Annotated in this window: 21 protein-coding genes and 1 pseudogene; 16 read left to right on the forward strand and 6 right to left on the reverse strand. The window is 73.8% G+C overall.

From position 1 onward, the window contains the following. Positions 1-68: 68 nt before the first annotated feature. Positions 69-4,646, reverse strand: a complete 4,578-nt coding sequence (locus tag O7627_RS10370; protein WP_278093282.1) for an ATP-dependent helicase — start codon at positions 4,644-4,646, stop codon at positions 69-71. A gap of 142 nt (positions 4,647-4,788) precedes the next feature. Between O7627_RS10370 and O7627_RS10375 the strand changes: the two genes are divergently transcribed. The 11 genes and pseudogenes from O7627_RS10375 to O7627_RS10425 all read left to right on the forward strand — a co-directional run bounded on the left by O7627_RS10375 (position 4,789) and on the right by O7627_RS10425 (position 15,274). After that, positions 4,789-5,178, forward strand: a complete 390-nt coding sequence (locus tag O7627_RS10375) for a hypothetical protein (protein ID WP_278093283.1) — start codon at positions 4,789-4,791, stop codon at positions 5,176-5,178. 49 nt (positions 5,179-5,227) lie between these two features. Then, positions 5,228-5,626 carry a hypothetical protein gene (locus O7627_RS10380; RefSeq protein ID WP_278093284.1) on the forward strand — a complete coding sequence of 133 codons (399 nt, stop codon included), beginning with the start codon at positions 5,228-5,230 and terminating at the stop codon, positions 5,624-5,626. Positions 5,627-5,768: 142 nt separating this feature from the next. After that, a complete protein-coding gene (locus tag O7627_RS10385; protein WP_278093285.1) occupies positions 5,769-8,603 on the forward strand; it encodes a Na+/H+ antiporter subunit A in 2,835 nt (944 codons plus the stop codon). A 1-nt stretch (position 8,604) separates the two neighbouring features. Then, positions 8,605-9,132, forward strand: a complete 528-nt coding sequence (locus O7627_RS10390; RefSeq protein WP_278093286.1) for a Na(+)/H(+) antiporter subunit C — start codon at positions 8,605-8,607, stop codon at positions 9,130-9,132. Then, positions 9,129-10,634 carry a Na+/H+ antiporter subunit D gene (locus O7627_RS10395; protein ID WP_278093287.1) on the forward strand — a complete coding sequence of 502 codons (1,506 nt, stop codon included), beginning with the start codon at positions 9,129-9,131 and terminating at the stop codon, positions 10,632-10,634. Before O7627_RS10390 ends, O7627_RS10395 begins: the two co-directional genes overlap by 4 nt. Next, complete coding sequence (locus O7627_RS10400) at positions 10,631-11,254, forward strand: Na+/H+ antiporter subunit E (RefSeq protein WP_278093288.1); 624 nt, start codon at positions 10,631-10,633, stop codon at positions 11,252-11,254. The genes O7627_RS10395 and O7627_RS10400 overlap by 4 nt, the downstream gene beginning before the upstream one ends. Then, positions 11,251-11,508 (forward strand): annotated as a pseudogene (locus O7627_RS10405) (monovalent cation/H+ antiporter complex subunit F); the annotation flags it as partial. The gene O7627_RS10400 and the pseudogene O7627_RS10405, both read left to right, overlap by 4 nt. Before the next feature lie 92 nt (positions 11,509-11,600). After that, entirely contained in the window at positions 11,601-11,987 is a 387-nt protein-coding gene (gene mnhG / locus O7627_RS10410; protein WP_278093289.1) for a monovalent cation/H(+) antiporter subunit G, read from the forward strand. Positions 11,988-12,100: 113 nt separating this feature from the next. After that, positions 12,101-13,438 carry a hemolysin family protein gene (locus O7627_RS10415; RefSeq protein WP_278093290.1) on the forward strand — a complete coding sequence of 446 codons (1,338 nt, stop codon included), beginning with the start codon at positions 12,101-12,103 and terminating at the stop codon, positions 13,436-13,438. Next, entirely contained in the window at positions 13,435-14,499 is a 1,065-nt protein-coding gene (locus tag O7627_RS10420) for a hemolysin family protein (RefSeq protein WP_278093291.1), read from the forward strand. Before O7627_RS10415 ends, O7627_RS10420 begins: the two co-directional genes overlap by 4 nt. A gap of 1 nt (position 14,500) precedes the next feature. After that, complete coding sequence (locus O7627_RS10425; RefSeq protein ID WP_278093292.1) at positions 14,501-15,274, forward strand: sporulation protein; 774 nt, start codon at positions 14,501-14,503, stop codon at positions 15,272-15,274. Positions 15,275-15,294: 20 nt separating this feature from the next. Here O7627_RS10425 and leuE read toward each other — a convergent pair whose 3' ends face one another. Beyond that, on the reverse strand, positions 15,295-15,954 hold the full coding sequence (gene leuE, locus O7627_RS10430; RefSeq protein ID WP_278093293.1) for a leucine efflux protein LeuE: 660 nt from the start codon (positions 15,952-15,954) through the stop codon (positions 15,295-15,297). After that, complete coding sequence (locus tag O7627_RS10435) at positions 15,951-17,201, reverse strand: bifunctional pyridoxamine 5'-phosphate oxidase family protein/GNAT family N-acetyltransferase (RefSeq protein WP_278093294.1); 1,251 nt, start codon at positions 17,199-17,201, stop codon at positions 15,951-15,953. The genes leuE and O7627_RS10435 overlap by 4 nt, the downstream gene beginning before the upstream one ends. A gap of 39 nt (positions 17,202-17,240) precedes the next feature. Here O7627_RS10435 and O7627_RS10440 point away from each other — a divergent pair, with 39 nt between their 5' ends. Next, positions 17,241-18,581: an aminotransferase class I/II-fold pyridoxal phosphate-dependent enzyme gene (locus O7627_RS10440; protein ID WP_278093295.1), complete on the forward strand. Its 1,341-nt coding sequence runs from the start codon at positions 17,241-17,243 to the stop codon at positions 18,579-18,581. A 172-nt stretch (positions 18,582-18,753) separates the two neighbouring features. Here O7627_RS10440 and O7627_RS10445 read toward each other — a convergent pair whose 3' ends face one another. Beyond that, positions 18,754-19,194 carry a hypothetical protein gene (locus O7627_RS10445; RefSeq protein ID WP_278093296.1) on the reverse strand — a complete coding sequence of 147 codons (441 nt, stop codon included), beginning with the start codon at positions 19,192-19,194 and terminating at the stop codon, positions 18,754-18,756. A 233-nt stretch (positions 19,195-19,427) separates the two neighbouring features. On the opposite strand from O7627_RS10445, the gene O7627_RS10450 reads away from it, so the two are divergent. Continuing rightward, positions 19,428-20,129 (forward strand): UdgX family uracil-DNA binding protein, encoded by a 702-nt coding sequence (locus O7627_RS10450; protein ID WP_278093297.1) that lies wholly within the window; start codon positions 19,428-19,430, stop codon positions 20,127-20,129. A 468-nt stretch (positions 20,130-20,597) separates the two neighbouring features. Here the strand turns inward: O7627_RS10450 and O7627_RS10455 are convergent, their stop codons facing one another. Further along, positions 20,598-20,789: a DUF397 domain-containing protein gene (locus O7627_RS10455; protein WP_278093298.1), complete on the reverse strand. Its 192-nt coding sequence runs from the start codon at positions 20,787-20,789 to the stop codon at positions 20,598-20,600. Beyond that, positions 20,743-21,561, reverse strand: a complete 819-nt coding sequence (locus O7627_RS10460; protein WP_278093299.1) for a helix-turn-helix transcriptional regulator — start codon at positions 21,559-21,561, stop codon at positions 20,743-20,745. The genes O7627_RS10455 and O7627_RS10460 overlap by 47 nt, the downstream gene beginning before the upstream one ends. A gap of 116 nt (positions 21,562-21,677) precedes the next feature. Between O7627_RS10460 and O7627_RS10465 the strand changes: the two genes are divergently transcribed. The 3 genes from O7627_RS10465 (at position 21,678) to O7627_RS10475 (ending at position 24,713) form a co-directional block, all read left to right on the forward strand. Further along, positions 21,678-22,061 carry a hypothetical protein gene (locus tag O7627_RS10465; protein ID WP_278093300.1) on the forward strand — a complete coding sequence of 128 codons (384 nt, stop codon included), beginning with the start codon at positions 21,678-21,680 and terminating at the stop codon, positions 22,059-22,061. Between the two features lie 175 nt (positions 22,062-22,236). Next, positions 22,237-23,379: an acyl-CoA dehydrogenase family protein gene (locus tag O7627_RS10470; RefSeq protein WP_278093301.1), complete on the forward strand. Its 1,143-nt coding sequence runs from the start codon at positions 22,237-22,239 to the stop codon at positions 23,377-23,379. Positions 23,380-23,474: 95 nt separating this feature from the next. Further along, on the forward strand, positions 23,475-24,713 hold the full coding sequence (locus O7627_RS10475; protein ID WP_278098238.1) for an MFS transporter: 1,239 nt from the start codon (positions 23,475-23,477) through the stop codon (positions 24,711-24,713). Position 24,714 lies beyond the last annotated feature (1 nt).

Raw genomic sequence — 24,714 nt, forward strand, 5'->3', positions numbered from 1 at the left:
CGCCTGGTCAGGCCGGGCCAGCGGGGTCGCGTGGTCGGCGGGGCCAGCCTGGTCGCCTGGTCGTGGGGTCAGCCGCGCAGTCGAAGCCCCCGTGGGGTGGCCCGGAAGCCGGCCGTGGTCAGCGCGTCGCGCAGTGGTGACGGCGCCAGCGCGGCGCCGTCGGCCCGCTCGACCGAGATCGGTCCCAGCGCGCCGGACCGGACCGCGGTGGCCAACGCCCCGGTCGCCGCCGTCAAGGCCTCGCCGTCGTCGACGAACGAGAGCAGTGTCCGGCCGCCCCGCTCCACATAGAGCACCAGGTCGCCGCCGACCAGCGCCACCAGGGCGCCGGCCTTGCGGCCCGGCCGGTGCCCGCCGGCCGGGCTGGCCTCCGGATCACCGGAGTCGACCACCCGCTCCGGCCAGGGCAACGCCGCGCCGTACGGGTTCGCCGGGTCGGTGGCGGCGAGGACCAGCGCCGTGCGATCCGCCCGCCGGCCCAGCGCGGCGGGCTCGGCCAGCGCCCGGAGCCGGTCCACCGCGCCCGGCACGGCGAACTGCGCGGCACCGAGCCCTTCGACGAAGTAGCCGCGTCGCGCGGCACCCCGCTCCTCCAGCGCGGCCAGCACCGGGTAGACGGCGGCGAAGCCGCCCGGCCAGCCCTCGGCGGCCACCGCACCCCGGGTCACCACGCCGTGCCGCTCCAGCAGCGCGTCGGCGAGCGCGGCGGCCCGCCGGGTCGGGTCGGGCTCCCGGGCCGGTAGCAACGACCAGCGGCCGGCCGCGGTGGGCGGCCCGCCCCGGCTGGGCAGCGCGCCCCGACCGGGCAACCGACCGCGACCCGGGTGGCCGTACCGACCCCGGGGTGCGGCCGGCCGGCGGCGGTGCGCCCCGCCGCCACCGAGCAGCGCGCGGACCGGGGCGAGCGTGTCGTTGGTGAGCCAGCCTGCCCAGACCAGGTCCCACAGCACCCCGACCAGGGCGGCGTCGTCGGTGCCGCCGACCCGGTCGGACAGCGACCGGAAGAACAGTGCCTGCCCGCCGTCGAGCGCGTCCAGCACCGCCTGGTGCGCGGGGGTGAGGGCGAGCGCCTCGTCGGGCGGCGGCAGCAGCAGGTGGGCCGTGTCGGCGAAGGCGAGGGTGAGCCAGCCGTCGGCCCGGCCGATCGAGCCGGTGCCGGCCCAGAGCACCTCCCCGCCGGCGCACAGCTCGTCGAGCTGGGCCGGCGAGTAGTCGGCGACCCGGCCGGGCAGCACCAGGCTCTCCAGCGCCGACGCCGGCACGGCCGCGCCCTGCAGCTGCTCGACCGCGGCGGCGACCGCCTCGACCCCCCGACCGGCGGCGCCGACCTGCTGCCAGCGGGGCAGGAAGGCGGCCAGCGCGCGGGTCGGCGCGGGCTCGATCTCCTGCCGCAGGGCGGCCAGCGACCGGCGGCGCAACAGCCGGAGCACCTCGGCGTCGCACCACTGGGTGGCGGTGTCGGCGCCGCTGGCGGCGGGTTCGAACGGCGCGAACTCGCCGGCGACCACCCGGCCGGCGGCGGCCAGCCGGCGCAGGGTCTGGTCGACCACGAATCCGCCCAGCCCGAACCGGGCCGCGCAGCCGGCGGCGGTGAACGGACCGTGCGTACGCGCGTAGCGGGAGACCAGGTCGGCGAGGGGGTCGGCGACCGGTTCGAGGTACGCCAGCGGCACCCCGACCGGCAGCGCCACCCCGAGGGCGTCGCGCACCCGGCCCGCGTCCTCCACCCCGATCCAGCGTTCCATGCCGGCGATCCGGACCCGCAGGATCCGGCGGGCGGCGGCCAGCCCGGTCAGCCAGTCGGGCGCGACGCCCCGGTCGGCCAGCTCGGCGTCGGAGAGGTCACCGAGCAGCCGGAGCAGCTCGACCACGTCCTCCGCGTCGCGTGGCCGCCGCTGGTCGGTCAGCCACCGCAGCTGCCGTTCGGTCTCGGCCAGCACCGCGGGGTCGAGCAGCTCACGCAGGTCGACCCGGCCCAGCAGCTCGGCCAGCAGCGTCGAGTCGAGGGCCAGCGCGGCGGCCCGCCGCTCGGCCAGCGGGGCGTCGCCCTCGTAGAGGAAGGCGCCGACGTAGCCGAACAGCAGCGATCGGGCGAACGGCGACGGGCGCGGGGTCTCCACCTCGACCAGCCGGACCGCCCGGCCGGCCAGGTCGCGCATCAACCCCACCAGGCCGGGCAGGTCGAAGACGTCCTGCAGGCACTCCCGGGCGGCCTCCAGGGTGATCGGGAAGTCGGCGTGTTCGCGGGCGATGTCCAGCAGCTGGGCGGCCCGCTGCCGTTGCTGCCACAGCGGCTGCCGCCGGCGCGGGTCCCGGCGCGGCAGCAGCAGCGCCCGGGCCGCGCACTCGCGGAACCGGGAGGCGAACATGGCGGAGCCGCCGACCGACTCCTCCACGAGCTGGCCGATCTCGTCGGGGTCGAACCCGACCAGCTCGGCACCGGGCGGCGGGTCGGCGGTGTCCGGCAGCCGGATCACGATCCCGTCGTCGGCCGGCATCACCTGCGCGTCCACGCCGTACCGCTCGGTGAGCCGGCGGCCGATCGCCAGCGCCCAGGGAGCGTTCACCCGGGACCCCAGGACGCAGTGGACGGCGAGCCGCCAGTCGCCGAGCTCGTCGCGGAAGCGCTCGACCAGGACGGTGCGGTCGTCCGGCAGCGCCCGGGTCGCCTCCCGCTGCTCGCGCAGGTAGGTCACCAGGTTGCCGGCGGCCCAGTCGTCCAGGCCGCCGGCGCGCAGCGCCTGCGCGGCGGCGTCGTCGTCGCGGCGGGCCAGGCCGCGCAGCCGGGCGCCGATCGCCCGGCCGAGCTCCACCGGCCGGCCCAGCGAGTCGCCCTTCCAGAACGGCATCCGGGCCGCCTGGCCGGGGGCGGGGGAGACCAGCACCCGGTCGGGGGTGATGTCCTCGATCCGCCAGGACGACGAACCCAGCAGGAAGACGTCGCCGACCCGGGACTCGTAGACCATCTCCTCGTCCAGCTCACCGACCCGGGCGGCCCGCTCGGCGCCGGCCAGGAAAACGCCGAACAGACCCCGGTCGGGAATGGTGCCGCCGCTGGTGACCGCGAGCCGCTGCGCGCCGGGCCGGCCGGTGAGCAGGTCGGCGGCGCGGTCCCAGACCAGCCGGGGGCGCAGCTCGGCGAAGGCGGTCGACGGGTAGCGGCCGGAGAGCATGTCGAGCACCGCGTGCAGCGCGGACTCGGGCAGCTCGGCGAAGGGCGCCGCCCGCCGGACCAGGGCGGCCAGGTCGGTCACCGTCCACTGGTCCAGTGCCACCATCGCGACGATCTGCTGGGCGAGCACGTCCAGCGGATTGCGGGGGGCCCGCAACTCCTCGATCGCCCCGTCGACCATCCGCTCGGCCACCACCGCGCAGGAGAGCAGGTCACCCCGGTGCTTCGGAAACACCACCCCCCGGGAGACCGCCCCGACCTGGTGGCCGGCCCGGCCGACCCGTTGCAGCCCGGCCGCCACACTCGGCGGGGCCTCGATCTGCACGACCAGGTCGACGGCACCCATGTCGATGCCGAGCTCCAGGCTGGAGGTGGCCACCACGGCGGGCAGCCGGCCCGACTTGAGCGCCTCCTCGATGCCGGCCCGCTCCTCGCGGGAGACGCTGCCGTGGTGGGCCCGGGCGATCACCGGCGCCGCACCGGCGGCGGCGCCGGACTGGGCCATGATCTCGGCCGGCTGCCGGTGCGGCGGCTCGGGCGCCAGCCCCAGCTCCTCGGCGGCCAGCTCGTTGATCCGGGCGCAGAGCCGCTCCGCTCCGCGCCGCGAATTGGTGAAGACGATCGTCGACCGGTGCGCCCGGATCAGGGCGTGCACCCGCTCCTCGACCGCCGGCCAGATCGATGCCCGGCGCGGGGTGCCGAACTCGTCGGACGGCTCCTCCTGCTCGTCGAGGCGGGTCATGTCCTCCACCGGCACCTCGACGCTGATCTCGATGGTCTTGTCCGCGCCGGGCGCGACGACATCGACCGGGTGCGCCCCGGCGAGGAACCGCGCCGTGCCGTCGATCGGCCGGACCGTGGCCGACAGCCCGATCCGTTGGGCGGGCCGGGCCAGCAGCTGGTCGAGCCGCTCCAGCGACAACGCCAGGTGCGCGCCGCGCTTGGTGGCGGCGACCGCGTGCACCTCGTCGACGATCACCGTCTCCACCCCGCGCAACGAATCGCGGGCGGCGGAGGTGAGCAGCAGAAAGAGCGACTCCGGGGTGGTGATCAGGATGTCGGGCGGGGTGCGGCCGAAGGCCCGTCGCTGGTCGGCCGGGGTGTCGCCGGTGCGCATCCCCACGGTGATCTCCGGTGGCGCGACGCCGAGCCGGCCGGCCGCCTGCCGGATCCCGGCCAGCGGACCACGTAGGTTGCGCTCGACGTCCACGGCCAGCGCCTTGAGTGGGCTGACGTAGAGGACCCGGCAACGCCGACGCGGATCGTCGGGAACCGGCTGGCCGGCGAGCCGGTCCAGCGACCAGAGGAAGGCGGCGAGCGTCTTGCCGGACCCGGTCGGCGCCACGACCAGCGCGTTGCGCCCGGCGCCGATCGACCGCCACGCCCCGGCCTGGGCGGCGGTGGGCGCGGCGAAGGCGGTGGCGAACCACTCCCGGGTCGCCGCCCCGAACCGTTCCAGCACGTCGTCGGCCATCACCGACAATCCTGCCCGGCGGGTACGACGGTTCCGCTGGCGGGTCGCTGGGTATCGCATTAAGTCTGACTTAACCGCTTGATAGCGGCGCAACACGTACAGTAACTTCTCTCGAAATGCCGGCCGCTACGGAGGAGATCGCATGGCCGTGGTCGAGCGGAGCGCCCAACACGGCACCGACATCCTGCTCCGCACGGTCGACAACCGGCTGACCGGCGTCCGGGCCGGACTCGGCGCCGCCGACCTCGACCTGGCCGAGCGGATCGCGGCCTGCCTGCGGGAGCTGGTGATCGGCACCACCTCGGCCAGCGCCGCCGACCGGGCCCGGGTGCGGGCCGCCGTGCACCACTTCGCCCTGCGGCAGCCCACCCGCGGCGGGCACCCGACGGTCCGGTCGCTGGCCGCCACCCGAGCGGTGGTGAACCGGATCGTGCTGCAGTTGGGTCGTCCGGACCTGATCGTCGACTCCGGACGCGAGGGTCCGGTCGACCCGGCCCGGGTCGAGCCGACCCCGGATGTTTCCGACAGGTAACGACCACCGGGTGCCGGTAGACTTACCTCCCGAGTAGCTGGGGAGGGACATGCGGGCAGCGCACCCGACGCGCCGACCGGTCGGTCGGCTGCTCGCTGCTGCCCTGCTCGCGGTTCTCTGCACAACGTCCGTGCACGGTGCCGCCTCGCCGGCGGTCCCGCCGGGTGCCATCGCCACCGCGCACGCCTCGATCGCAGCCGCCCTGGTTCAGCAGCACCCCACGACCGGTCGGGGCGACCAGGTGGTCGGCCCTGAGCGGGCGGGCGTCCCGCACGCCACCGAGGAACTGCTCCCGCCCGACGTCGAATGGCAGCCCGCCGCCCGCCCGGCCCCCGGCCATCCGGTGGTCGGGGCGGCCGAGCCGGCCCAACCGGCCGGCCCGCACAGCGCCGCGGCACCACCATCGCAGGTGGTGTCCGGGCGCCTCGGCCGCGCCCCGCCGAGCTGATCGGACAATCGCCCGCCGCCGTCCCTCCGCCAGCCCTGGCGGGATTCGCCAAAGCCGCCCGTGACCGGGCTTCCTGTCGTCTGATCCCGACGTAACGCAGACTCTCGACGAGGGCCTGCGCTGACACCTATCTGGAGTACGCATGCTCGTGCTGCTGGCCCTGCACCTGGCCCTGGCGCTGGTCGCGCCACTGCTGGTCGCCCGGTGGGGTCGGCGCGCCTGCTACCCGCTGGCGCTGGGGCCGGCCGCCGCGCTGGGCTGGGCGCTGGCCCACGCCGGCACGATCCGTGACGGCGGGGCACTCGTCGAGACGTACCCGTGGGTGCCCTCCCTCGGCCTCGACCTGGCGCTGCGGGTCACCACCCTGTCCTGGCTGCTGGTCGTCCTGGTCGGCGGCGTCGGCGCGCTGGTGCTGGTCTACTGCGCCAGCTACTTCGACTCGGACGAGCCCGGACTCGGCCGGTTCGCGGCCGTCTTCGTCGGGTTCGCCGGCGCGATGCTCGGCGTGGTGGTCGCCGACGACCTGCTGCTGCTCTACGTCTTCTGGGAGCTCACCACCGTCTTCTCGTACCTGTTGATCGGCCACGACCCGCAGCGGCGGGCCAGCCGGCGGGCCGCCGGCCAGGCCCTCATCGTGACCACCCTGGGCGGCCTGGCGATGCTGATCGGCTTCATCATGCTCGGCCAGCACGCCGGCACCTACCGCTGGTCGGAGATCGTCGCCGGGCCGCTGCCCACCGGTGCGTACCTCGGCACCGCGCTGGTGCTGATCCTGCTCGGGGCGCTCTCAAAGTCGGCGATCTTCCCGGTCAGCTTCTGGCTGCCGGCGGCGATGGCCGCCCCCACCCCGGTCAGCGCCTACCTGCACGCCGCGGCGATGGTCAAGGCCGGGGTCTACCTGGTGGCGCTGCTGGCCCCGGTGTTCGCGTTCGACCCACCCTGGCGGCCGGTGGTCTTCGTCTGCGGCGTGCTCACCATGCTGGCCGGCGGTTGGGCCGCCCTGCGGCAGACCGACCTGAAGCTGCTGCTGGCCTACGGCACGGTCAGCCAGCTCGGCCTGCTGATCGTGGTGACCGGCGCCGGCACCCGGGACGCGGCGCTGGCCGGGGCGGCGCTGCTGCTCGCACACGCCCTGTTCAAGGCGACGCTGTTCCTCACCGTCGGGATCGTCGACCGGCGGGCCGGCACCCGGGAGCTGACCGCCCTCTCCGGGCTCTGGCGGCGGATGCCGTGGGTCGCCACCGCCGCCGCGCTCGCCGCCGCGTCGATGGCCGGGCTGCCGCCGATGCTCGGCTTCGTCGCCAAGGAGGCGACCTTCGAGGCGTTCATCGACCAACCGGTCATCCTCACCACGCTGGTGCTCGGCGCGGTGCTCACCGCCGGCTACAGCGCCCGGTTCGTCTGGGGAGCGTTCGCCGACAAGCCCGGGGCCGAGCCGACCGGCACCGAACGCGTCGGCGCCACCATGTTCGTGCCGGTCGGCCTGCTCGCCGCCGCCGGGCTGGTGCTCGGCGTCCTGGCCCCGGTCGTCGACGACCTGCTCGCCCCGTACGCCGGTCTGTTCGGTCCGGCCGGCTACCACCTGGCGCTCTGGCACGGCCTCAACCCGGCACTCGGCCTGTCGCTGCTCGCGCTCGCCGGCGGCGGGCTGCTCTTCGCGGTGCGGGCCCGGATCACCGGCGTCCTGCACCTGATCAGCACGCCGCTGACCGGCGAGTCGGCGTACCAGAGGGTGAGCCACTGGATCGACCGGATCGCGGTCGAGGCCACCGGCGCCACCCAGCGCGGCTCGCTGCCCCAGTATCTCGGCATCATCCTGCTGGTCCTGGTGCTCGCCCCCGGTGGAGCGCTGGTGATCGGCGGGGCCTGGCCGGAGCGGGTCTCCTGGTGGGACACCCCGCTGCAACTGGTCGTCGGCGTCGTGCTGGTCACCGCCGCGGTGCTCACCGTCCGGGCCCGTCGCCGACTCACCGCGATGGTGCTGGTCGGCGTCACCGGATACGGCACCGCGATGATGTTCGTGCTGCACGGCGCCCCGGATCTGGCGCTTACCCAGTTCCTGGTGGAGACCGTCACCATCGTGGTGTTCGTGCTGGTGCTGCGGCGGCTGCCGGCGAACTTCTCGGACCGGCCACGCAGCGGCCGATGGCTGCGCATCGGGCTCGGCGTCGCGGTCGGGCTGGTGATGTCCGGGCTGGCCCTGGCCGCCGTCGGCGGTCGGCAGGCGGTGCCCATCTCGGCGGAGTTCCCCGCCTGGGCCTACGACTTCGGGCACGGGCGCAACGTCGTGAACGTGACCCTCGTCGACATCCGGGCCTGGGACACGATGGGCGAGATCGCGGTGCTGGTGGTGGCCGCCACCGGGGTGGCCAGCCTGATCTTCCAACGACCACCCCGGGGGGCACCCGGTCCGCGTCGGCGCGACATCCCGGCGCCGGAGCCGCCGCGGCGGCGGGAACGCGTCTGGCTGCGGGCCACCGCCACCCTGCGCAGCCACCGGCGTTCGATCATCTTCGAGGTGGTCACCCGGCTGCTGTTCCACACGATGGTGCTCTACTCCATCTACCTGATGTTCTCCGGGCACAACGCGCCCGGCGGCGGCTTCGCCGGCGGCCTGGTCGCCGGCCTCGCCCTGGCGGTGCGCTACTTCGCCGGCGGACGCTACGAACTCGACGAGGCGGCACCCGTCGACGCCGGCATGGTGCTCGGCGCCGGGCTGTTCGTCTCGGTCGGCACCGGCCTCGTCGCCCTGCTGCTCGGCGGCGAGGCGTTGCAGAGCACGGTGGTCGACCTGCACCTGCCACTGATCGGCGACCTGTACCTGGTCACCTCGCTCTTCTTCGACGCCGGTGTCTACCTGATCGTGGTCGGCCTGGTGCTGGACGTCCTGCGCAGTGTCGGGGCCGAGGTGGACCGGCAGATCGAGATCGAGGACGAGACCGAGCCCGGACCGGTCACCGAAGCGGGGAGGAGCTGACATGAGCCCGAATCTGGTCCTGGTGATCGTGGTCGGCGTGCTCTTCGCCACCGGCGTCACCCTGCTGCTGGAACGGAGCCTGACCCGGGTGCTGCTCGGCGTCCTGCTGCTCGGCAACGGCGTCAACCTGCTCATCCTGCTCGGCGGCCGGGCCGGCGGCGCGCCGCTGGTCAACGTCACCCCCGAGGAGGAGATGAGCGACCCGCTGGCGCAGGCGGTGGTGCTCACCGCCATCGTGATCACCCTCGGCCTGACCGCGTTCCTGCTCGCCATGGCGTACCGGAGCTGGCAGTTGATCGGCCACGACGAGGTGCAGGACGACCTGGAGGACCGGCTGATCGTGCAGCGCGCGGAGCGGGACGAGGGTTCGGGCACCGAGGACACCCTCGACGAGAACGGCGAGGAGGCCGAGCCCGCCGACGCGGACGAACCGGTCCCCGCCCGGGTGGACACCGACCCGCTCGACCCCGAACAGGTCGAGCCCGAACCGCCGCCGAGGCACCTGCCGCAGAACGGACCGGACGCATGACCTACCTCGTACCGCTGCCGGTGATCATGCCGCTGCTCGGCGCGGCCCTGACCCTGGTGCTGGCCCGCCGGCCCCAGCTCCAGCGGGCGACAAGCGTCGCCGTGCTGACCGCCACCCTCGCGGTGGCGGTGGCCCTGCTGGTCGCGACCCATCAGCAGGGGCCGCTGGCCGTCTCGCTCGGCGGCTGGCCGGCCCCGGTCGGCATCGTGCTGGTCGCCGACCAGCTCGCCACGCTGATGCTCGTGGTCTCGGCGGCGGTGACCCTCTGCGTGCTGGTCTACTCGATCGGCGAGGGCCGGGCCGACGGCGACGAGGGCACCCCTGTGGCCATCTACCACCCCACCTACCTGGTGCTGACCGCCGGGGTCACGAACGCCTTCCTCTCCGGCGACCTGTTCAACCTCTTCGTCGGCTTCGAGATCCTGTTGGCGGCCAGCTTCGTGCTGCTCACCCTGGGCGGCACCGAGGTACGCATCCGGGCCGGCACGACGTACGTGGTGGTCAGCGTCCTCTCCTCGATGATCTTCCTGAGCGCGATCGGGCTGATCTACGGGGCCACCGGGACGCTCAACCTGGCCCAGCTCGCCGAACGGCTCGACGCGCTCCCGGACAACCTGCGGCTGGCGCTGCAGCTCATCCTGCTGCTGGCGTTCGGGATCAAGGCCGCGGTGTTCCCGCTGTCGGCCTGGCTGCCGGACAGCTACCCGACCGCGCCGGCGCCCGTCACCGCGGTCTTCGCCGGCCTGCTGACCAAGGTCGGCGTCTACGCGATCATCCGGACCGAGACGCTGCTCTTCCCCGGCGGCCGGGTCGCCGACGCGATGCTGGTGATCGCATTGCTGACCATGGTGATGGGCATCCTCGGCGCGGTCGCCCAGTCGGACATCAAGCGACTACTGTCCTTCACACTGGTCAGCCACATCGGGTACATGATCTTCGGGGTGGCCCTGACCTCGGCCGCCGGACTGGCCGGCGCGATCTTCTACGTGGTGCACCACATCACGATCCAGACCACCCTGTTCCTCGCCACCGGGCTGGTCGAACGGCGGGCCGGCAGCACCAACCTCGACAAGCTGGGCGGGCTGGCCAGGATCGCGCCACTGCTCGGCATCCTGTTCTTCGTGCCGGCGCTGAACCTGGCGGGCATCCCGCCGTTCTCCGGGTTCCTCGGCAAGCTCGGCCTGCTGCAGGCCGGGGTGGACGCCGGCGGCGTGCTCGCCTGGGTGCTGGTCGCCGGCGGTACAGCCACCAGCCTGCTCACCCTCTACGCCACCATGAAGGCGTGGAACCTGGCCTTCTGGCGGGCGCCCAAGCTGGCCGAGCCGGACGCGCCGCCCGGCCTGCCCTGGCTGATGGTCGGCTCCACCGCCGCCCTGGTGGCGTTCAGCGTCGGGCTGACCCTGGTCGCCGGCCCGCTCTACGAGGTCAGCACCGATGCCGCCGAGAACCTGCGGGACCGGGTGCCGTACATCGACGCGGTCTTCCCGGGAGGTACGCCGTGAGCCCGACCACCGAGCCACCCCCACGGCTGCCGGCGTCCCGGCACCGGCTGCGCGACCAACTCGTCACGGTCGGCTGGCTGGTGCTGGTCTGGAACCTGCTCTGGGGCGAGTTCTCCATCGGCAACCTGATCGGCGGCGCGGCGGTGGCGCTGTTCATCCTGCTCTTCTTCCCGTTGCCGTCGGTCACCTTCGGCGGCCGGCTGCGACCGCTGGCCCTGCTCCGCTTCGTGCTGCGGTTCCTGACCGACCTGGTGATCGCCAGCTTCCAGGTGGCGGCCACGGCGCTGCGGCCCCGCTACCTACCGGCCAGCGCCATCATCGGGGTCCCGCTGCGGGTCCGGTCGGACCTGAACCTCACGCTGACCGCCGAGGCGGTCTCGCTGGTGCCGGGCAGCCTGATCGTCGAGGCGGACCGGGCCAACGGGACGCTCTACGTGCACGTCCTGGATGTCCGGGGGCCCGACGATGTGGCGGCGGCGCACCGGAAGGTGCTCGACCTGGAGGCCCGGATCGTCCGGGCGATCGGGTCCGACGCCGAGCTGCGCATGCTGTCCGCCGACCCGGACCCCGACCCGGACGCCGCCACCGGCGGCGCCGCCGACCGAGGAGCAAACCGATGACCGTGGTAGTCGTGCTCGTCACCGCCCTGCTGTCGGTGGCGGCGCTGCTCGCCCTGACCCGCATCGTGCGCGGCCCGAGCCTGCTGGACCGGGTGGTCGCCACCGACGTGCTGCTCGCCGTCGTGGTCGGGGCGGTCGGCGCCGAGGCGGCCATCAACCGGCACGCCACCACGCTGCCCATCCTGGTGGTCCTCTCCATCCTGGGCTTCGTCGGCTCGGTCGGCGTGGTCCGCTTCGCCGCCCGCGACGAGGCGGTCGCCGCACCGGAGGTGTACGCCCCACCGGACCGGTCCGGTGCGCCGACCGATCCGGCCGCGGCCGGACGGGGCGAGCCGGGGGAGCGGTCGTGAACTGGGGCACCGTGGCCGACGTACTCGGCGCGATCTGTCTGGTGCTGGGCGCCTCGCTCAGCCTCGCCGCCGGCGTGGGCGTGCTGCGCTTTCCCGACGTGCTGTCCCGGATGCACGCGGCGACCAAGCCGCAGGTGCTCGGTCTGCTGCTGATCCTGCTCGGGGTGGCGCTGCGGCTGCGCTCCGAGTCGGACCTGGCCACCCTGCTGCTGGTGGGCCTCTTCCAGCTGGCCACCGCACCGGTCGCCGCGCACATGGTGGGGCGCACCGCGTACCGGTCCGGGCGGTTCCGGCGCGACCTGCTCGCCACCGACGAGCTGGCCACCGCCACGGAGGAGCGGGCTGAGCCGACGGACGGCCGGAACCGGACGGACAGCCGATAGAATGCCGCCATGACCGCCTCATCTGCCCAGGAGGGCAGTTGTACCGAGCCGGGCACGACCCGGCAACCAGTAGTAGCTGACGACCGCGCGACCACGGGAGCGCTGAGCCTGCCGTGTTGATCGCGCTCGGTCTGCTTCTGATCATCGTGCTCACCGCCGCCACGGGCTACTTCGTCGCCCAGGAGTTCGGCTACGTCGCCGTCGACCGGGGCAAACTCAAGCAGCTCGCCGACGAGGGCGACGCGGCCGCCGAACGGGCGCTGCGGGTCACCGGCCGGCTCTCCTTCATGCTCTCCGGCGCCCAACTCGGCATCACCGTCACCGCGCTGCTGGTCGGCTATGTGGCCGAGCCGTACCTGGGGGACGGGCTGGCCCAGCTGCTCGGCGGCGCCGGTGTGTCCCGGTCGGTGAGCCTGCCGCTCTCCATCGTCCTGGCGCTCGTCATCGCGACCGTGATCCAGATGGTGCTCGGCGAGCTGGCCCCGAAGAACCTGGCCATCGTCCGGGCCGAAGGGCTGGCCCGGGCGCTGAGCCGCTCCACGCTGATCTACCTGGCCGTCGCCGGCCCGGTGATCCGGCTCTTCGACGCCGCCGCCACCCGGCTGCTGCGCCGACTCGGCATCGAGCCGGTCGAGGAGCTGCCGACCGGGGCCACCCCGGAGGACCTGGAGCAGATCATCGCCGAGTCGCGGCTGGAGGGGCACCTGGACGCCGAGATGTCCACCCTGCTCGACCGGGGCCTGGACTTCCGGCAGCTCACCGCCGGTGAGGCGATGGTGCCGCGGGTGGACGTGCACACCGTACGCGCCGACGACCCGGTCAGCCGGATCGTCGAGATGCTGGACAGCGGGCACTCCCGCTTCCCGGTGCGCGGCACCGAGGGGGTCGACGACCTGGTCGGCGTGGTCGGCATCGCCGACGTGCTCGGCGTGCCGCCGGAGCGGCGGGCCACCACCCGGGTCGCCGCGGTCGCCGTACCCCCGTTGCTGGTGCCGGAGACGCTGCCGTTGCCGACGGTGCTGGACCGGCTGCGCGCCGGGCACCGGCAGCTCGCCTGCGTGGTCGACGAGTACGGCGGGTTCGCCGGGGTGATCAGCCTGGAGGACATCGCCGAGGAGCTGGTGGGGCCGATCCGGGACGAGGACGACCCGCCGGAGCGGGCGCCGGTGCGGCAGTCGGACGGCTCCTGGGTGGTGCCGGCCCGCTGGCGGATCGACGAGGTGGCCGACAGCACCGGCATCGCGCTGCCCGAGGCCCCCGAGTACGACACCCTCTCCGGCCTGGTGATGCGGGAGCTGGGCCGGGTGCCGCAGGTGGGTGACCGGCTGGAGATCAGCCTGCCGGCCGAGGTCGACAGCGGCCAGCCGGAGTCGCCGCGCCGGGCCGCGGTCGAGGTGCTCGCGGTGGACCGGCACGTGGCCGACTCGGTCCGGCTGGAGGTGACCGCGTGAGCACCGGATGGGCGTTGGTGATCTCCGTCGTGCTGCTCGCCCTGAACGGGTTCTTCGTGGCGGCCGAGTTCGCGCTGCTGGCCAGCAAGCGGTACCGGCTGGAGCAGGGCGCCGCGGCCGGTGGCCGGGCGGCCCGCGCGGCGCTGGACGGGGTCCGCGAGCTGTCGCTGATGCTGGCCGGGGCGCAGCTCGGCATCACGGTCTGCACGCTGGGGCTGGGCGCGCTCGCCGAACCGGCGATCGAGCACCTGGTCAGCCCGCTGCTGGACGCCGCCGGCCTGCCCTACGCGGCCAGCCACGCGATCGCGCTGGTCTTCGCGCTCGGCCTGGTGACCTTCCTGCACCTGGTGGTCGGCGAGATGGCGCCCAAGTCGTGGGCGATCACCGACCCGGAGCGTTCCGCGCTGCTGCTGGCGTTGCCGTTCCGGGCCTTCGCGCGGGTGTCCCGGCCGGTGCTGTCGGTGCTCAACGGCCTGGCCAACGCCACCCTGCGACTGGTCCGGGTGGAGCCGCAGGACCAGCTGGCGCAGGCACACGGCCCGGAGGAGCTGCGGATGCTGCTGGAGCAGTCCCGGGCGCACGGGCTGCTCGCCGCCGACCAGCACCAGATGCTGACCAGCATGCTGCAGCTGCAGGCCACCCGGGTGGCCGACGTGATGGAGCCGGTGGACCGGATCATCGCGGTGGCCCGGGACGACAGCGCGGAGCGGATCGAGCAGGTCTGCCGGGACAGCGGCCGGTCCCGGCTGGCCGTGCTGGACGGCCCGGGCGAGGTGGCCGGGGTGGTGCACGTGCGGGAGGCGGTCCGGGCCACCACCGCGGGCCGGTCGGCCACCGCCGGTGAGCTGATGGCCGCGCCGTTCAGCCTGGACGCGTCGGCGTCGGTCACCCAGGCGGTGGCCGCCATGCGGGCCGACCAGGCCCAGTTGGCGCTCGTCACAAACGGCGGCGGCACCGGCCGGCCGGTCGGTTTCGTCGCGCTGGAGGACCTGCTGGAGCAGGTGATCGGCGAGTTCGACGACGAGACCGACGCGGTGCCGCGCGGGCGACGGATGCGCTGACATGTTCGGCGGGCTCTCGGTGCGGACCGTGGTGCCCAACCCGAGCACCCGTCCCGGCCTCTCGCTGCCGGGGCGGGTGCTGCTGGCCGCCGGGTCGGCCGCGGTGGTGGTCGAGCACGTGGTGCTCGGCCTGGTCACCCGGGTCGAGCCGGCGGCCGGCGACGACCCGCCGACGCTCGTGGAGTTCCACCGCACGACGGTGACCGGCCGGTTCGTGCTGGCCGCCGGGGAGTCGCGGGCGCTGCCGTTCGCGCATCCGCTGCCGTGGGAGACCCCGATCACGGTGCTCGGCGGGCAGGGCCTGCTGGACCTGCGGATGGGGCTGCGCACGGAGGTGGCGGTCGGGCCGCTGCTGGACCAGGGCGACCTGCTGGGGCTCTTCGTCCACCCGCTGCCGGCGCAGGAGCGGCTGCTCGGGGCGTTCGACACGCTCGGGTTCGAGCTGCGCCAGGTGGGCATGCAGGCGGGCCGGCTGCCGGGCGTGGCGCACGACCTGCCGTTCCATCAGAAGATCGGCTTCTGGGTGGGGCCGCTCTACGCGGGGCCGATGAGTGAGCTGGAGGTGACCTTCCTGGCCGATCCGACCGGCCTGGAGGTGATCTTCTGGGTGGACCGCCGGCTGGCGCTTGCCGGCTTCGGCCACTTCAGCATCAGCCGGTTCCGGGTCCGGCACGACGGCGTCGACGAGGTGGACTGGACCGACCTGCTGGACTCCTGGCTGCGGCACGCCATCGAGCGGCACGCGGCGGCCGCCGCCGGCCCGCCGGCGTCCTAGCCGCGCCGGCCGGCGGCCCGTCAGCCGCCGGCCAGTTTGACGCCGAAGCCGAGGAAGAGCACGCCGATGCCGGTGGTGGCCGCCGCGGCGAGCCGGCGCCGCCGGCTGAACTGGGCGGCCAGGTAGGTGCCGGTCAGGATCAGCGCGGTCAGGTAGGCCAGGCTGGTCACCTGCGCGATCAGGCCGAGCAGCAGGAACGACAGCGCCGGATACGGGTAGGTCGGGTCGACGAACTGGATGAAGAACGAGACGAAGAAGAGGATCGCCTTCGGGTTGAGCAGGCTGATCACGGCGGCCCGCCGGAACGGGTGCCGCACCGCCGCCGGCTCGGCGGCGTCGATCAGGCGCGGCGTCGCCGGGTCGGTCCGGGTCCGCCAGCGCCGCCAGGCCCCGCGCAGCATCGTCACCCCGACATACCCGAGGTACGCCGCACCGGCGAACCTGATCACCCCGAAGATCGGCGGGTACGCCTTGAGCAGCGACGCCACCCCGGCCGCCGACGCCACCATCAGCACCGCGTCGCCGACCAGCACCCCGCCGGCGGCCCGGTAGCCGGCCCGGACGCCGCGCCGGGCGGCGGTGGAGAGCACGAAGAGCGAGTTCGGTCCGGGCAGCAGAATGATGGCGACGGTGCCCAGCACGTAGGTCCAGATGTCGGTGATCCCCAGCACGGGTGTCATCCTCGCCCGACCGGGGCCGGCGGCAGAAGTCGTTTCCGCAGGTTGAGCTGTGCTTCCGGCCACTGTTCGGCGGTCATCGAGTAGAGCACGGAGTCGCGCCAGGTTCCGTCGGCGCGGCGCTTGTTGGCCCGCAGCACCCCTTCCCGGACCGCGCCGAGCCGGGCGATGGCCCGTTGCGAGCGTTCGTTGCGGATGTCGGTCTGCCAGCTCACCCGGACCGCGCCGAGGGTGTCGAAGGCGTGCCCGAGCAGCAGCAGCTTCGCCTCGGTGTTGATGCCGGTACGCCACCAGCCCTGGCCGAGCAGGGTGGCGCCGATCTCGACCGATCGGGTCGCCTCGTCGGGCCGGACGAAGGCGGTGAGCCCGGCGACCTCGCCGGTGCGGGTGTCGCGCTGCACCCAGGTCAGCCGTTCGCCGAGCCACCGGGCCCGCAGCAGGCCGGCGACGTGCCCGGCCATCTGTTCCGGGCTGGTGGGTTGCGGGCTGGTGGCGTACCGCCAGACCTGCGGGTCGGCCAGCGCGGTGGTGAGTTCCCGCGCGTGCCCGGGTTCCAGCGGCTCCAACCGGACGTGCTCGCCGTGCAGGGTCGGGGTGGCCAGCCAGGGGGAGTGGGCCGGGCGCAGGTAGTCGGGCAGCGGGGCGACCACGCCGGGGGCGGGTTCGGGTGGTCCGGGGACCAGCCGCAGCGGGATCACGCCGGCCCAGTGCGGCAGGTCGAGGTCGGCCGGGTCGTCGGCGACCCCGCCGGCGCGGACCTTCACCGACACCTCGGTCAGCGGCAGCGCCAGCACCGCCGTCTCGGCCAGTTCCTTCCGGCTCGGCGGCCGGGAGTCGGTGGACCGGCCGTGGCCCACCTTGTCGACGAGCGCGTCCATCGCGACCCGCCGCTCGTCGGAGTCGGTGACCAGCCGGGCGACGCCGTGCGCGACCACCGACCGGTAGTTGGCGCTGTGGTGCAGGTGGGAGCGGGCGTAGACCAGCCCGTCGAGCAGCGTGACGCAGACGCAGACGGGTAGTCCGGCCGGTCCGCGGGCGGCCAGCAGCGGCCGGCTGCCGGTTGAGCCGTGCAGGTAGAGGGTGTCGCCGACCCGGACGTGCAGGGTCGGCAGCACCCGGGGTTCGCCGTCGACGGTGAACCCGAGGGCGCAGTGGTGGGCCTCGTCGAGGATCGCGTGCGCGGTGGCCCGCTGGTAGCCGACCCGGTCCCGTAGCCGGCTGGCGGTGGTCCGCGGCGTCGGTGCGTACATGTTGCCTCCCCGAACTTGTGCTAGTACAATTCGAAAATTGTGGCAGCACGTTATCAGATGACTGGGCGGACGGCAGCCGAGATTTCCGGCAGCGTCGAGGCGGGCATCCGCACCGGCGCCCTCTCGGCCGGCACCGCCCTGCCCGCCGTCCGCGCCCTCGCCCACGAGCTGGCCGTCAGCCCGGCCACCGTCGCCAAGGCCTACCAGGCACTACGGCAACGCGGCCTGATCGAGACCGCCGGCCGCAACGGCACCCGGGTCCGACCCCGCCCGCCGATCGCCGCGCACCGCGCCGCCCGGCAACCGGCCGTCCCGCCCGGCGCCCTCGACCTCTCCGCCGGCGAGCCCGACCCCCGCTTCCTGCCACCGCTCGGACCGCACCTCGCGGCCGTCGCCGCCACCGCCACCAACCCCATCGGGTACGCCGAAGCGGGCGTCCTGCCCGAGCTGGTGGAGCGGGCCCGGTCCCGGCTGGCCGACGACGGCATCCCCGCCGACCAGCTCACCGTCACCGGCGGCGCCCTGGACGGCATCGAACGGCTCCTCACCGCCCACCTGCGCCCCGGCGACCCGGTGGCCGTCGAGGACCCGGGCTGGGCCAACCTGCTGGACCTGATCGCCGCGCTCGGCCTGCGCCCGGTCGGCGTGCCGGTCGACGCGGCCGGGCCGACCGCCGCCGGCCTGCGGGCCGCGTTGGCCGCCGGGGCCCGCGCGCTGGTGGTGACCAGCCGCGCCCAGAACCCGACCGGCGCGGCCGTCACCGCCGAGCGGGCGGCCGAGTTGCGGGCTCTGCTCGCCGACCATCCCGACCTGCTGCTGATCGAGGACGACCACGCCGCCGAGCTGGCCCCCGTACCGTTGGCTCCGCTGGCCGGCGCGACGCGGACCTGGGCCTTCGTCCGGTCGGTGAGCAAGCCCTACGGCCCGGACCTGCGGCTGGCGGTGCTGGCCGGCGACGACGAGACCGTCGCCCGGGTCGCCGGCCGGATGCGGATCGGCACCGGCTGGGTCTCCACCCTGCTGCAACGGCTGGTCCTGCGGCTCTGGGCCGACCCGGAGGTCGCGGACCTGGTCGCGGCGGCCCGGGACAGCTACACCGGGCGGCTGGCCGCGCTGCGCGACGCGCTCACCGACCGGGGGATCGTGGCCCAGGGGGTTGCCGGAATCAACGTCTGGGTGCCGGTGCCGGACGAGACCCGCGCGGTGACCGGGCTGCGCGACGCCGGGTACGCGGTCGCCCCCGGCGCGCTGTTCCGGGTCGCCAGCGGCCCGGCCATCCGGATCACCATCACCAGACTGGACCCCGCCGGTGTCGAGCCGCTCGCCGACGCGGTCACCCGCGCGGTGTCCGCCACCGCCCCGCACACCTTCACCGCGTAACGGGCGGCGTCACCGCGTCCGGGGGTGGCGTCACCGCGTCCGGGCTGGGCGAAGGTCGGCGCCGGCAGGGCCTTGGTGATCGACCGCCGGCGACAGACGCCGGTTGGCGAGTCAGACGCGGTGCCCTTCGGGTCAGCGCGGTGCCCTTCGGGTCAGTGCGCCGCCCACCCGGTCAGGGCTGTCGGCGGCGGGCGCCGGCCAACGCGGCCACCACCGTGCCGAACCCGATCGCCATCAACGGCAGGCCGATCCCGAACGGCAGCTCGCCGACCCAGTTGATGCTGCTCCGCTCCGGCATCCCACCCAGGCTCACCGCCACCACCGCCGACGCGAAGACCATCGCGGCCGTCGCCGCCCCGACAGCGACCTGCGCCAGCTCCAGCGACCGGCCGGCCCAGCAGCTGGCGCCGATCGCCACCACCAGGAGGAAGACGGCCCACCAGGTCCAACCGCCGCCACTGCTCAGGGTCAGGTAGTTCCACCCGGACCACCACCACTGCTTCTGCTCGTCGGTCTTGAACCAGGGCAGCAGGTAGCCGAGCAGAATCACCACCGACCCGGCGAGCAGCAGGCCGTTCGGCGCCGGCCGGTACCAACGTTGCGACGCTTCCATGGGCGCCGACGCTAACAGCGGCCCGCCAGCCCGCCGGCCGGTGCTGCCCGCACCGATGTCGGCGCTGCGCGCGAGGGTTGGTCTCGGCGCTACCGGCGAGCGCACGTGTCGGCAGTGCCCGCGATCCGGCGGTACCCGCCCGGTCCAATGCCGGCGGTACCCGGCCAGGTTCCCGATGCCGGCAGCACCCGCCCGGTCCGATTCCGGCCGGCTTGATGGGGTACAACGATGGCATGGCCGAGACCAGCACCGCGCCCGGTGCACAGAAGTTCATCCCGCCGGCCGCCGACTCGCTCGCCGACCTGCGCGCCGCTGCCGCGTCCTGCCAGGGCTGCGAGCTGCACCGCGACGCCACCCAGACGGTCTTCGGCCGGGGTGACGAGCGCGCCCGGGTGGTATTCGTCGGCGAGCAGCCCGGCGACGTCGAGGATCAGAAAGGGCTGCCGTTCGTCGGCCCGGCCGGGCACCTGCTGCGGCGCGCGGTCGACGACGCCGGCATCGACGCCGGGCAGGTCTACATCACCAACGCCGTGAAGCACTTCCGGTTCGAGCTGCGTGGCAAGCGGCGGATCCATCAGACCCCCGACCAGACGCACATCGTGGCCTGCCGGCCGTGGCTGGTCGCCGAGTTCGCCCGGCTGCACCCGGAGCTCGTCGTGGTGCTCGGCGCCACGGCCGCGAAGGCGCTCCTCGGCCCGTCGTTCCGGGTCACCCGGTCGCGGGGAGTCCTGCTGCCCTGGCCGGAGTCGGCGCAGCGACCGCAGGACTTCGCCAAGGTCCCCACCGACGCCACCGGCGCGACCACCTCGGTGGAGCCGACCCGGCTGCTGGCCACCATCCACCCCTCGGCCGTGCTGCGCGCCGACGACCGGGACACCGCGTACGCCGGCCTGGTCAGCGACCTCACCGTGGCAGCCCGAGCCCTGGCCGGATAACGACCAACCCCCCGCCGCCCGCATCCGCGCCGTCCTTATCTGCGGTGCGGTTGTCCGCGGTGCGGTTGTCCGCGCTGCCCTTGTCTGCGCTGCGGTTGTCCATGCTGCCCTTGTCTGCGCTGACCTCGCTCGTGCTGCGGTTATCCGCGCTGGTCGCCGGCGCTGCCGGCGGTCCTTGGGGTCGCGGTCGGGGCGTCATGGGGCCAATTCGTGCGGCGGTTACTGCGCGTGTCCGTCGGTGCGGTGCTTCCGGCTCGGTGTGGTGAGTGTTCGGGCACGAGGTGAACGCCAGTTACCCTACCTTCGAGTTTTAGGGTAACTGGCGTTCACCTCGTGGGCCGACCTTCCGTCTCGCCGCTGCCGTTGGGTGGGCGGATGGGCATGGGCGGCCGAAACTGCTAACCCTGGGTAGCCGATGGGGTGGTGGTCGGGCGCGTGGCGGGTCCGGTCGGCTCGACCTCAGGTGGGCTACGGCTTGACGGCCTTGACGAACGTGGACCAGGCGGCCGGCTCGAAGGTCAGCGTCGGTCCGGTCTGATCCTTGCTGTCGCGGACCAGTACTCGGCCGGGCAGGTTGTCGGCGACCTCCACGCAGTTACCGCCGTTGGGGCCACTACGGGTCGACTTGCGCCATGTCGGGCTGATCTGTGTCGTATTCATCGATCATCCTCAGGATGAGTGCGCGGGACTGGTCGCAGGGTAGCGCCAGGGCGTTGACGCTCTCCCAGCAGAGCATCAGGTGCCGCAGATCCTTCGCCGCACCGACCACCTTCCCCTGAATCGGGTCGTCCGCGTATGCGACGGTGACTCCGTCCGCCAGCGTGGCGAGCGCGAACGCTCCACCGTGACCAGCATGTAGCCCGGCGGCGAACGGCACCACCCGGATGTGGATGTTCGCCCGGTGGCCGATGTCCACCAGGTGTTCGAGCTGGTCCTTCATGATCTCCGGATCGCCGTGCCGGAACGCCGCCTCGCCGATGACGGCGCTGAACGTCACCGGGTCCGTCCTTGCGATGGTCTTGGCCTGCCTGGCCATCCGGTCCCGGGTCATCTCCTCGATCTGCACCTCCGAGTTGAGTCCGGCCGTGATCACGGCTCGGGCGTACGCCTCGGTCTGGAGCAGGCCGGGAATGACGGAGTGCTCGAAGGTGCGGAGCAGCACCGCCCGTTCCTCGTTCGCCTTCCAGGACCGCATCCACGGCGGGATGGCCTCGCCTCGGGCGTGCCGCGCCTGACGCTTCAGCTCACCACCGGTGGAGAGGAACGCGTCCAGCGCGTCCGCGATGTCATCGGGTGGGATCTGCTTGCCCGCTTCGTAGTTGCCCACTTGCGACCCACTGACGTGGATCTCCGCCCCGAGGGCATCCTGCGACATTCCCCGGGCCATCCGCTCCCGGCGCAGCGAATGGCGAAACTCATTCGTATCAGCCAACTCTCGACCCTCCACTCCGTGGGCGACCATTCGGCTCGGCAACATCTTCCGCTCATTTCCGCCGATCGTCCAGGGTGGATAACGGCAACTCCGCACCCAGATCGGAGGCAGCGCGGATGGGAACCGGAAGCGACGAGCCCCAGCCCGGCCGGAACAGTAGATGGCGACCGATAAACGACCGACGCATCGGCGGACACCACAACTTCCCAGGTCGCGCCCGGCGCGACCAGATCGACAATGGCAGTGGCCCGGGGATCGAGGATTCCGAGGACCAGGTCATCCGGTTCCGGGCGCCGGACACCATTCCGCCGACCGTCCAGGCGGACACCCTACGGACGATGCTCGCGCGACACGAACCGGCCGACGACAAGAGATGCGGGTGCGGTCTCCCGCTCGGCGAGCTGACCGGGCTGTGCTGGTACGGCCGGCAGGCCCAGAAACGGCTACTCGAACTGACCCTCGACTGGCGGGCCGACAACCCGGACGAGCCGGACCGCTAGTCGGCTCCATCGACCGTCCGCTCCGGCAAGGCCATCGCCGCCCGGCTCGCCGCCGCCCGGATCCCGCGCCCCAGATCCCGCGCCCCAGATCCCATGCCCCAGATCCCACGCCCCGGATCCGACTCGCGCTGGTTGCCGACGCCGGTGACCGCCGGGCCGGGAGCAGACTGGCGGGATGGACCAGCACCTGTACGAGGCCGTCCACGAGGAGTTCCGGTCGCTGTGCCGGGAGTTTCTGCGCCGGGAGGCCGTCCCGCACCACGACGCCTGGGAGGCCGCCGGGATCGTCGACCGGGCCGTCTGGCGCGCGGCCGGAGCCGCCGGGCTGCTCGGACCCGACGTCGACGAGCGGTACGGCGGCGGCGGTCAACGCGACTTCCGGTTCAACGCCGTACTGGTCGAGGAGATCGTCGCCGCCGGCACCTCCGGCCTCGGCTTCGGACTGCACAACGACGTCGTCGCCCCGTACCTGACCGATCTCACCACCGCCGAACAGCGCGACCGGTGGCTGCCCGGCTTCTGCGCCGGCGACCTGATCACCGCCATCGCGATGAGCGAGCCCGGCGCCGGCTCCGACCTGGCCGGCGTACGCACCACCGCCGTCCGCGACGGCGACGGCTGGATCCTCAACGGACAAAAGACCTTCATCACCAACGGCGAACTCGCCGACCTGGTCATCGTCGTCACCTCCACCGCCCCCGACCAGGGCGCGCACGGGCTCAGCCTGATCGCCGTCGAACGCGACACCCCCGGCTTCACCCGCGGCCGCCGGCTCGCCAAGGTCGGACTCAAGGCCAACGACACCGCCGAACTCTTCTTCGCCGACTGCCGGGTCCCGGCCGAAAACCTCATCGGTACGGAGAACCACGGCTTCTACCACCTGATGGCCAACCTGCCCCGGGAACGACTCAGCATCGCCGTGTCCGCCGTCGCCGCCGCCGAGACCCTGCTCGCCCTCACCCTCGACTACGCCCGGACCCGGCAGGCGTTCGGCCGGCCGATCGGCGCCTTCCAGCACAACCGGTTCCTCCTCGCCGAGCTGGACACCGAGATCACCATCGCCCGGACCTTCGTCAACCACTGCCTGGCCGAGTTCAACGCCGGCCGGCTCACCGTGGTCGATGCCGCCAAGGCCAAGTGGTGGACCACCGAACTGCAGACCCGGGTCGCCGACCGTTGTGTCCAACTGCACGGCGGATACGGCTTCATGGCCGAGTACCCCGTCGCCCGGGCCTGGTTGGATGGCCGGGTACAGACCATCTACGGGGGGACCACCGAGATCATGAAGGAGATCATCGGGCGAGGGCTGGGCCTGTGAGCACACCGCCCACCACCGCCCGAGCCGCGCCGACCAGCGACGAACCGACCGGCAGTCAACCGGCCGGCCACCAGCCGACCGGCGACCAACCGGAGCTGGACCGGATACAGCGGCGCACCCTGCGGCTGCTGTTCTGCACCCAGATCATCGGCGGCGTCGGTCTCACCATCGGGATCTCGGTGGGTGCCCTGCTCGCCGCCCGGATCGGCGGCACCGGCATCTCCGGGCTCGCCCAGAGCGCCGCCGTGGTCGGCGCCGCCCTGCTCGCGATCCCGGTCACCCGGGTCATCACCGCCCGCGGCCGCCGACCCGGCCTCGTCCTCGCCTACCTGACCGGCGCGCTCGGCGGCGTACTCGTGATCGCCGCCGCCGTCACCGACCTGGTCCCGCTGCTCTTCCTCGGCATGCTGCTGTTCGGTGGTGGCACCGCCGCCAACCTGCAGGCCCGGTACGCCGCCGTCGACCTCGCCCCGCCGGAGCGCGCCGGCCGGCAGCTCTCGGTCATCGTCTGGGCCACCACCCTCGGCGCCGTGGTGGCGCCCAACCTGGCCCAGTCCGCCGACGACGCGGTCGCCGGTTTCGGGCTGCCGCCGCTGTCCGGGCCGTTCGTCTTCAGCGTGGCCGGATTCTGCCTGGCTGCCGGCGTACTCCTGGGGTTGTTGCGGCCCGACCCGCTGTTGACCGCGCGGGCCTGCGCGGACGCCGGCCCGGACGCCGCCGGCGGACCTCGGCGGGCCGGCGGGATGCTCGCCGGGCTGCGGATCGTGGCCCGCCGGCCGGCCGCCCGGCTGGGCATCACCGCCGTCGCGGTCGGCCACCTGGTGATGGTCGGCGTGATGACCATGACCCCGGTGCACCTGGGCGAGTGGCACTCCGACGACACCGTGCTGCGGGTGGTGGGCATCGTGCTGAGCGTGCACATCGCCGGGATGTTCGCCCTGTCGCCGGTGGTCGGCTGGCTCACCGACCGGTTCGGCCGCCGGGCGGTGATCCTCGGCGGCGTCGCGACGCTGCTCGCCGCGGTCACCGTCGCCGGCACCGCCGGCCACCACACGGTCCGGCTCACCGTCGGGCTGTTCCTGCTCGGGCTCGGCTGGTCCGGCACCATGGTGGCCGGCTCGACGCTGCTCTCCGAGTCCGTCCCGGTCGCGGACCGCCCCTCCGTGCAGGGGCTATCCGACCTGACGATGGGGTTGGCCGGGGCGCTGGCCGGGGCGCTGAGCGGGTTCGTCGTCGAACTCGTCGGCTTCCCGGTGCTCAACGTGCTGGCCGCGATCGCGGTGGTGCCGCTGGTGGCGCTGGCGCTGCGTCCCGTCCCGCCGAGGGGCAGGTGAT

The sequence above is a fragment of the Solwaraspora sp. WMMD1047 genome (genome assembly GCF_029626155.1).
In the GTDB taxonomy this organism is placed as follows: Bacteria; Actinomycetota; Actinomycetes; order Mycobacteriales; family Micromonosporaceae; genus WMMD1047.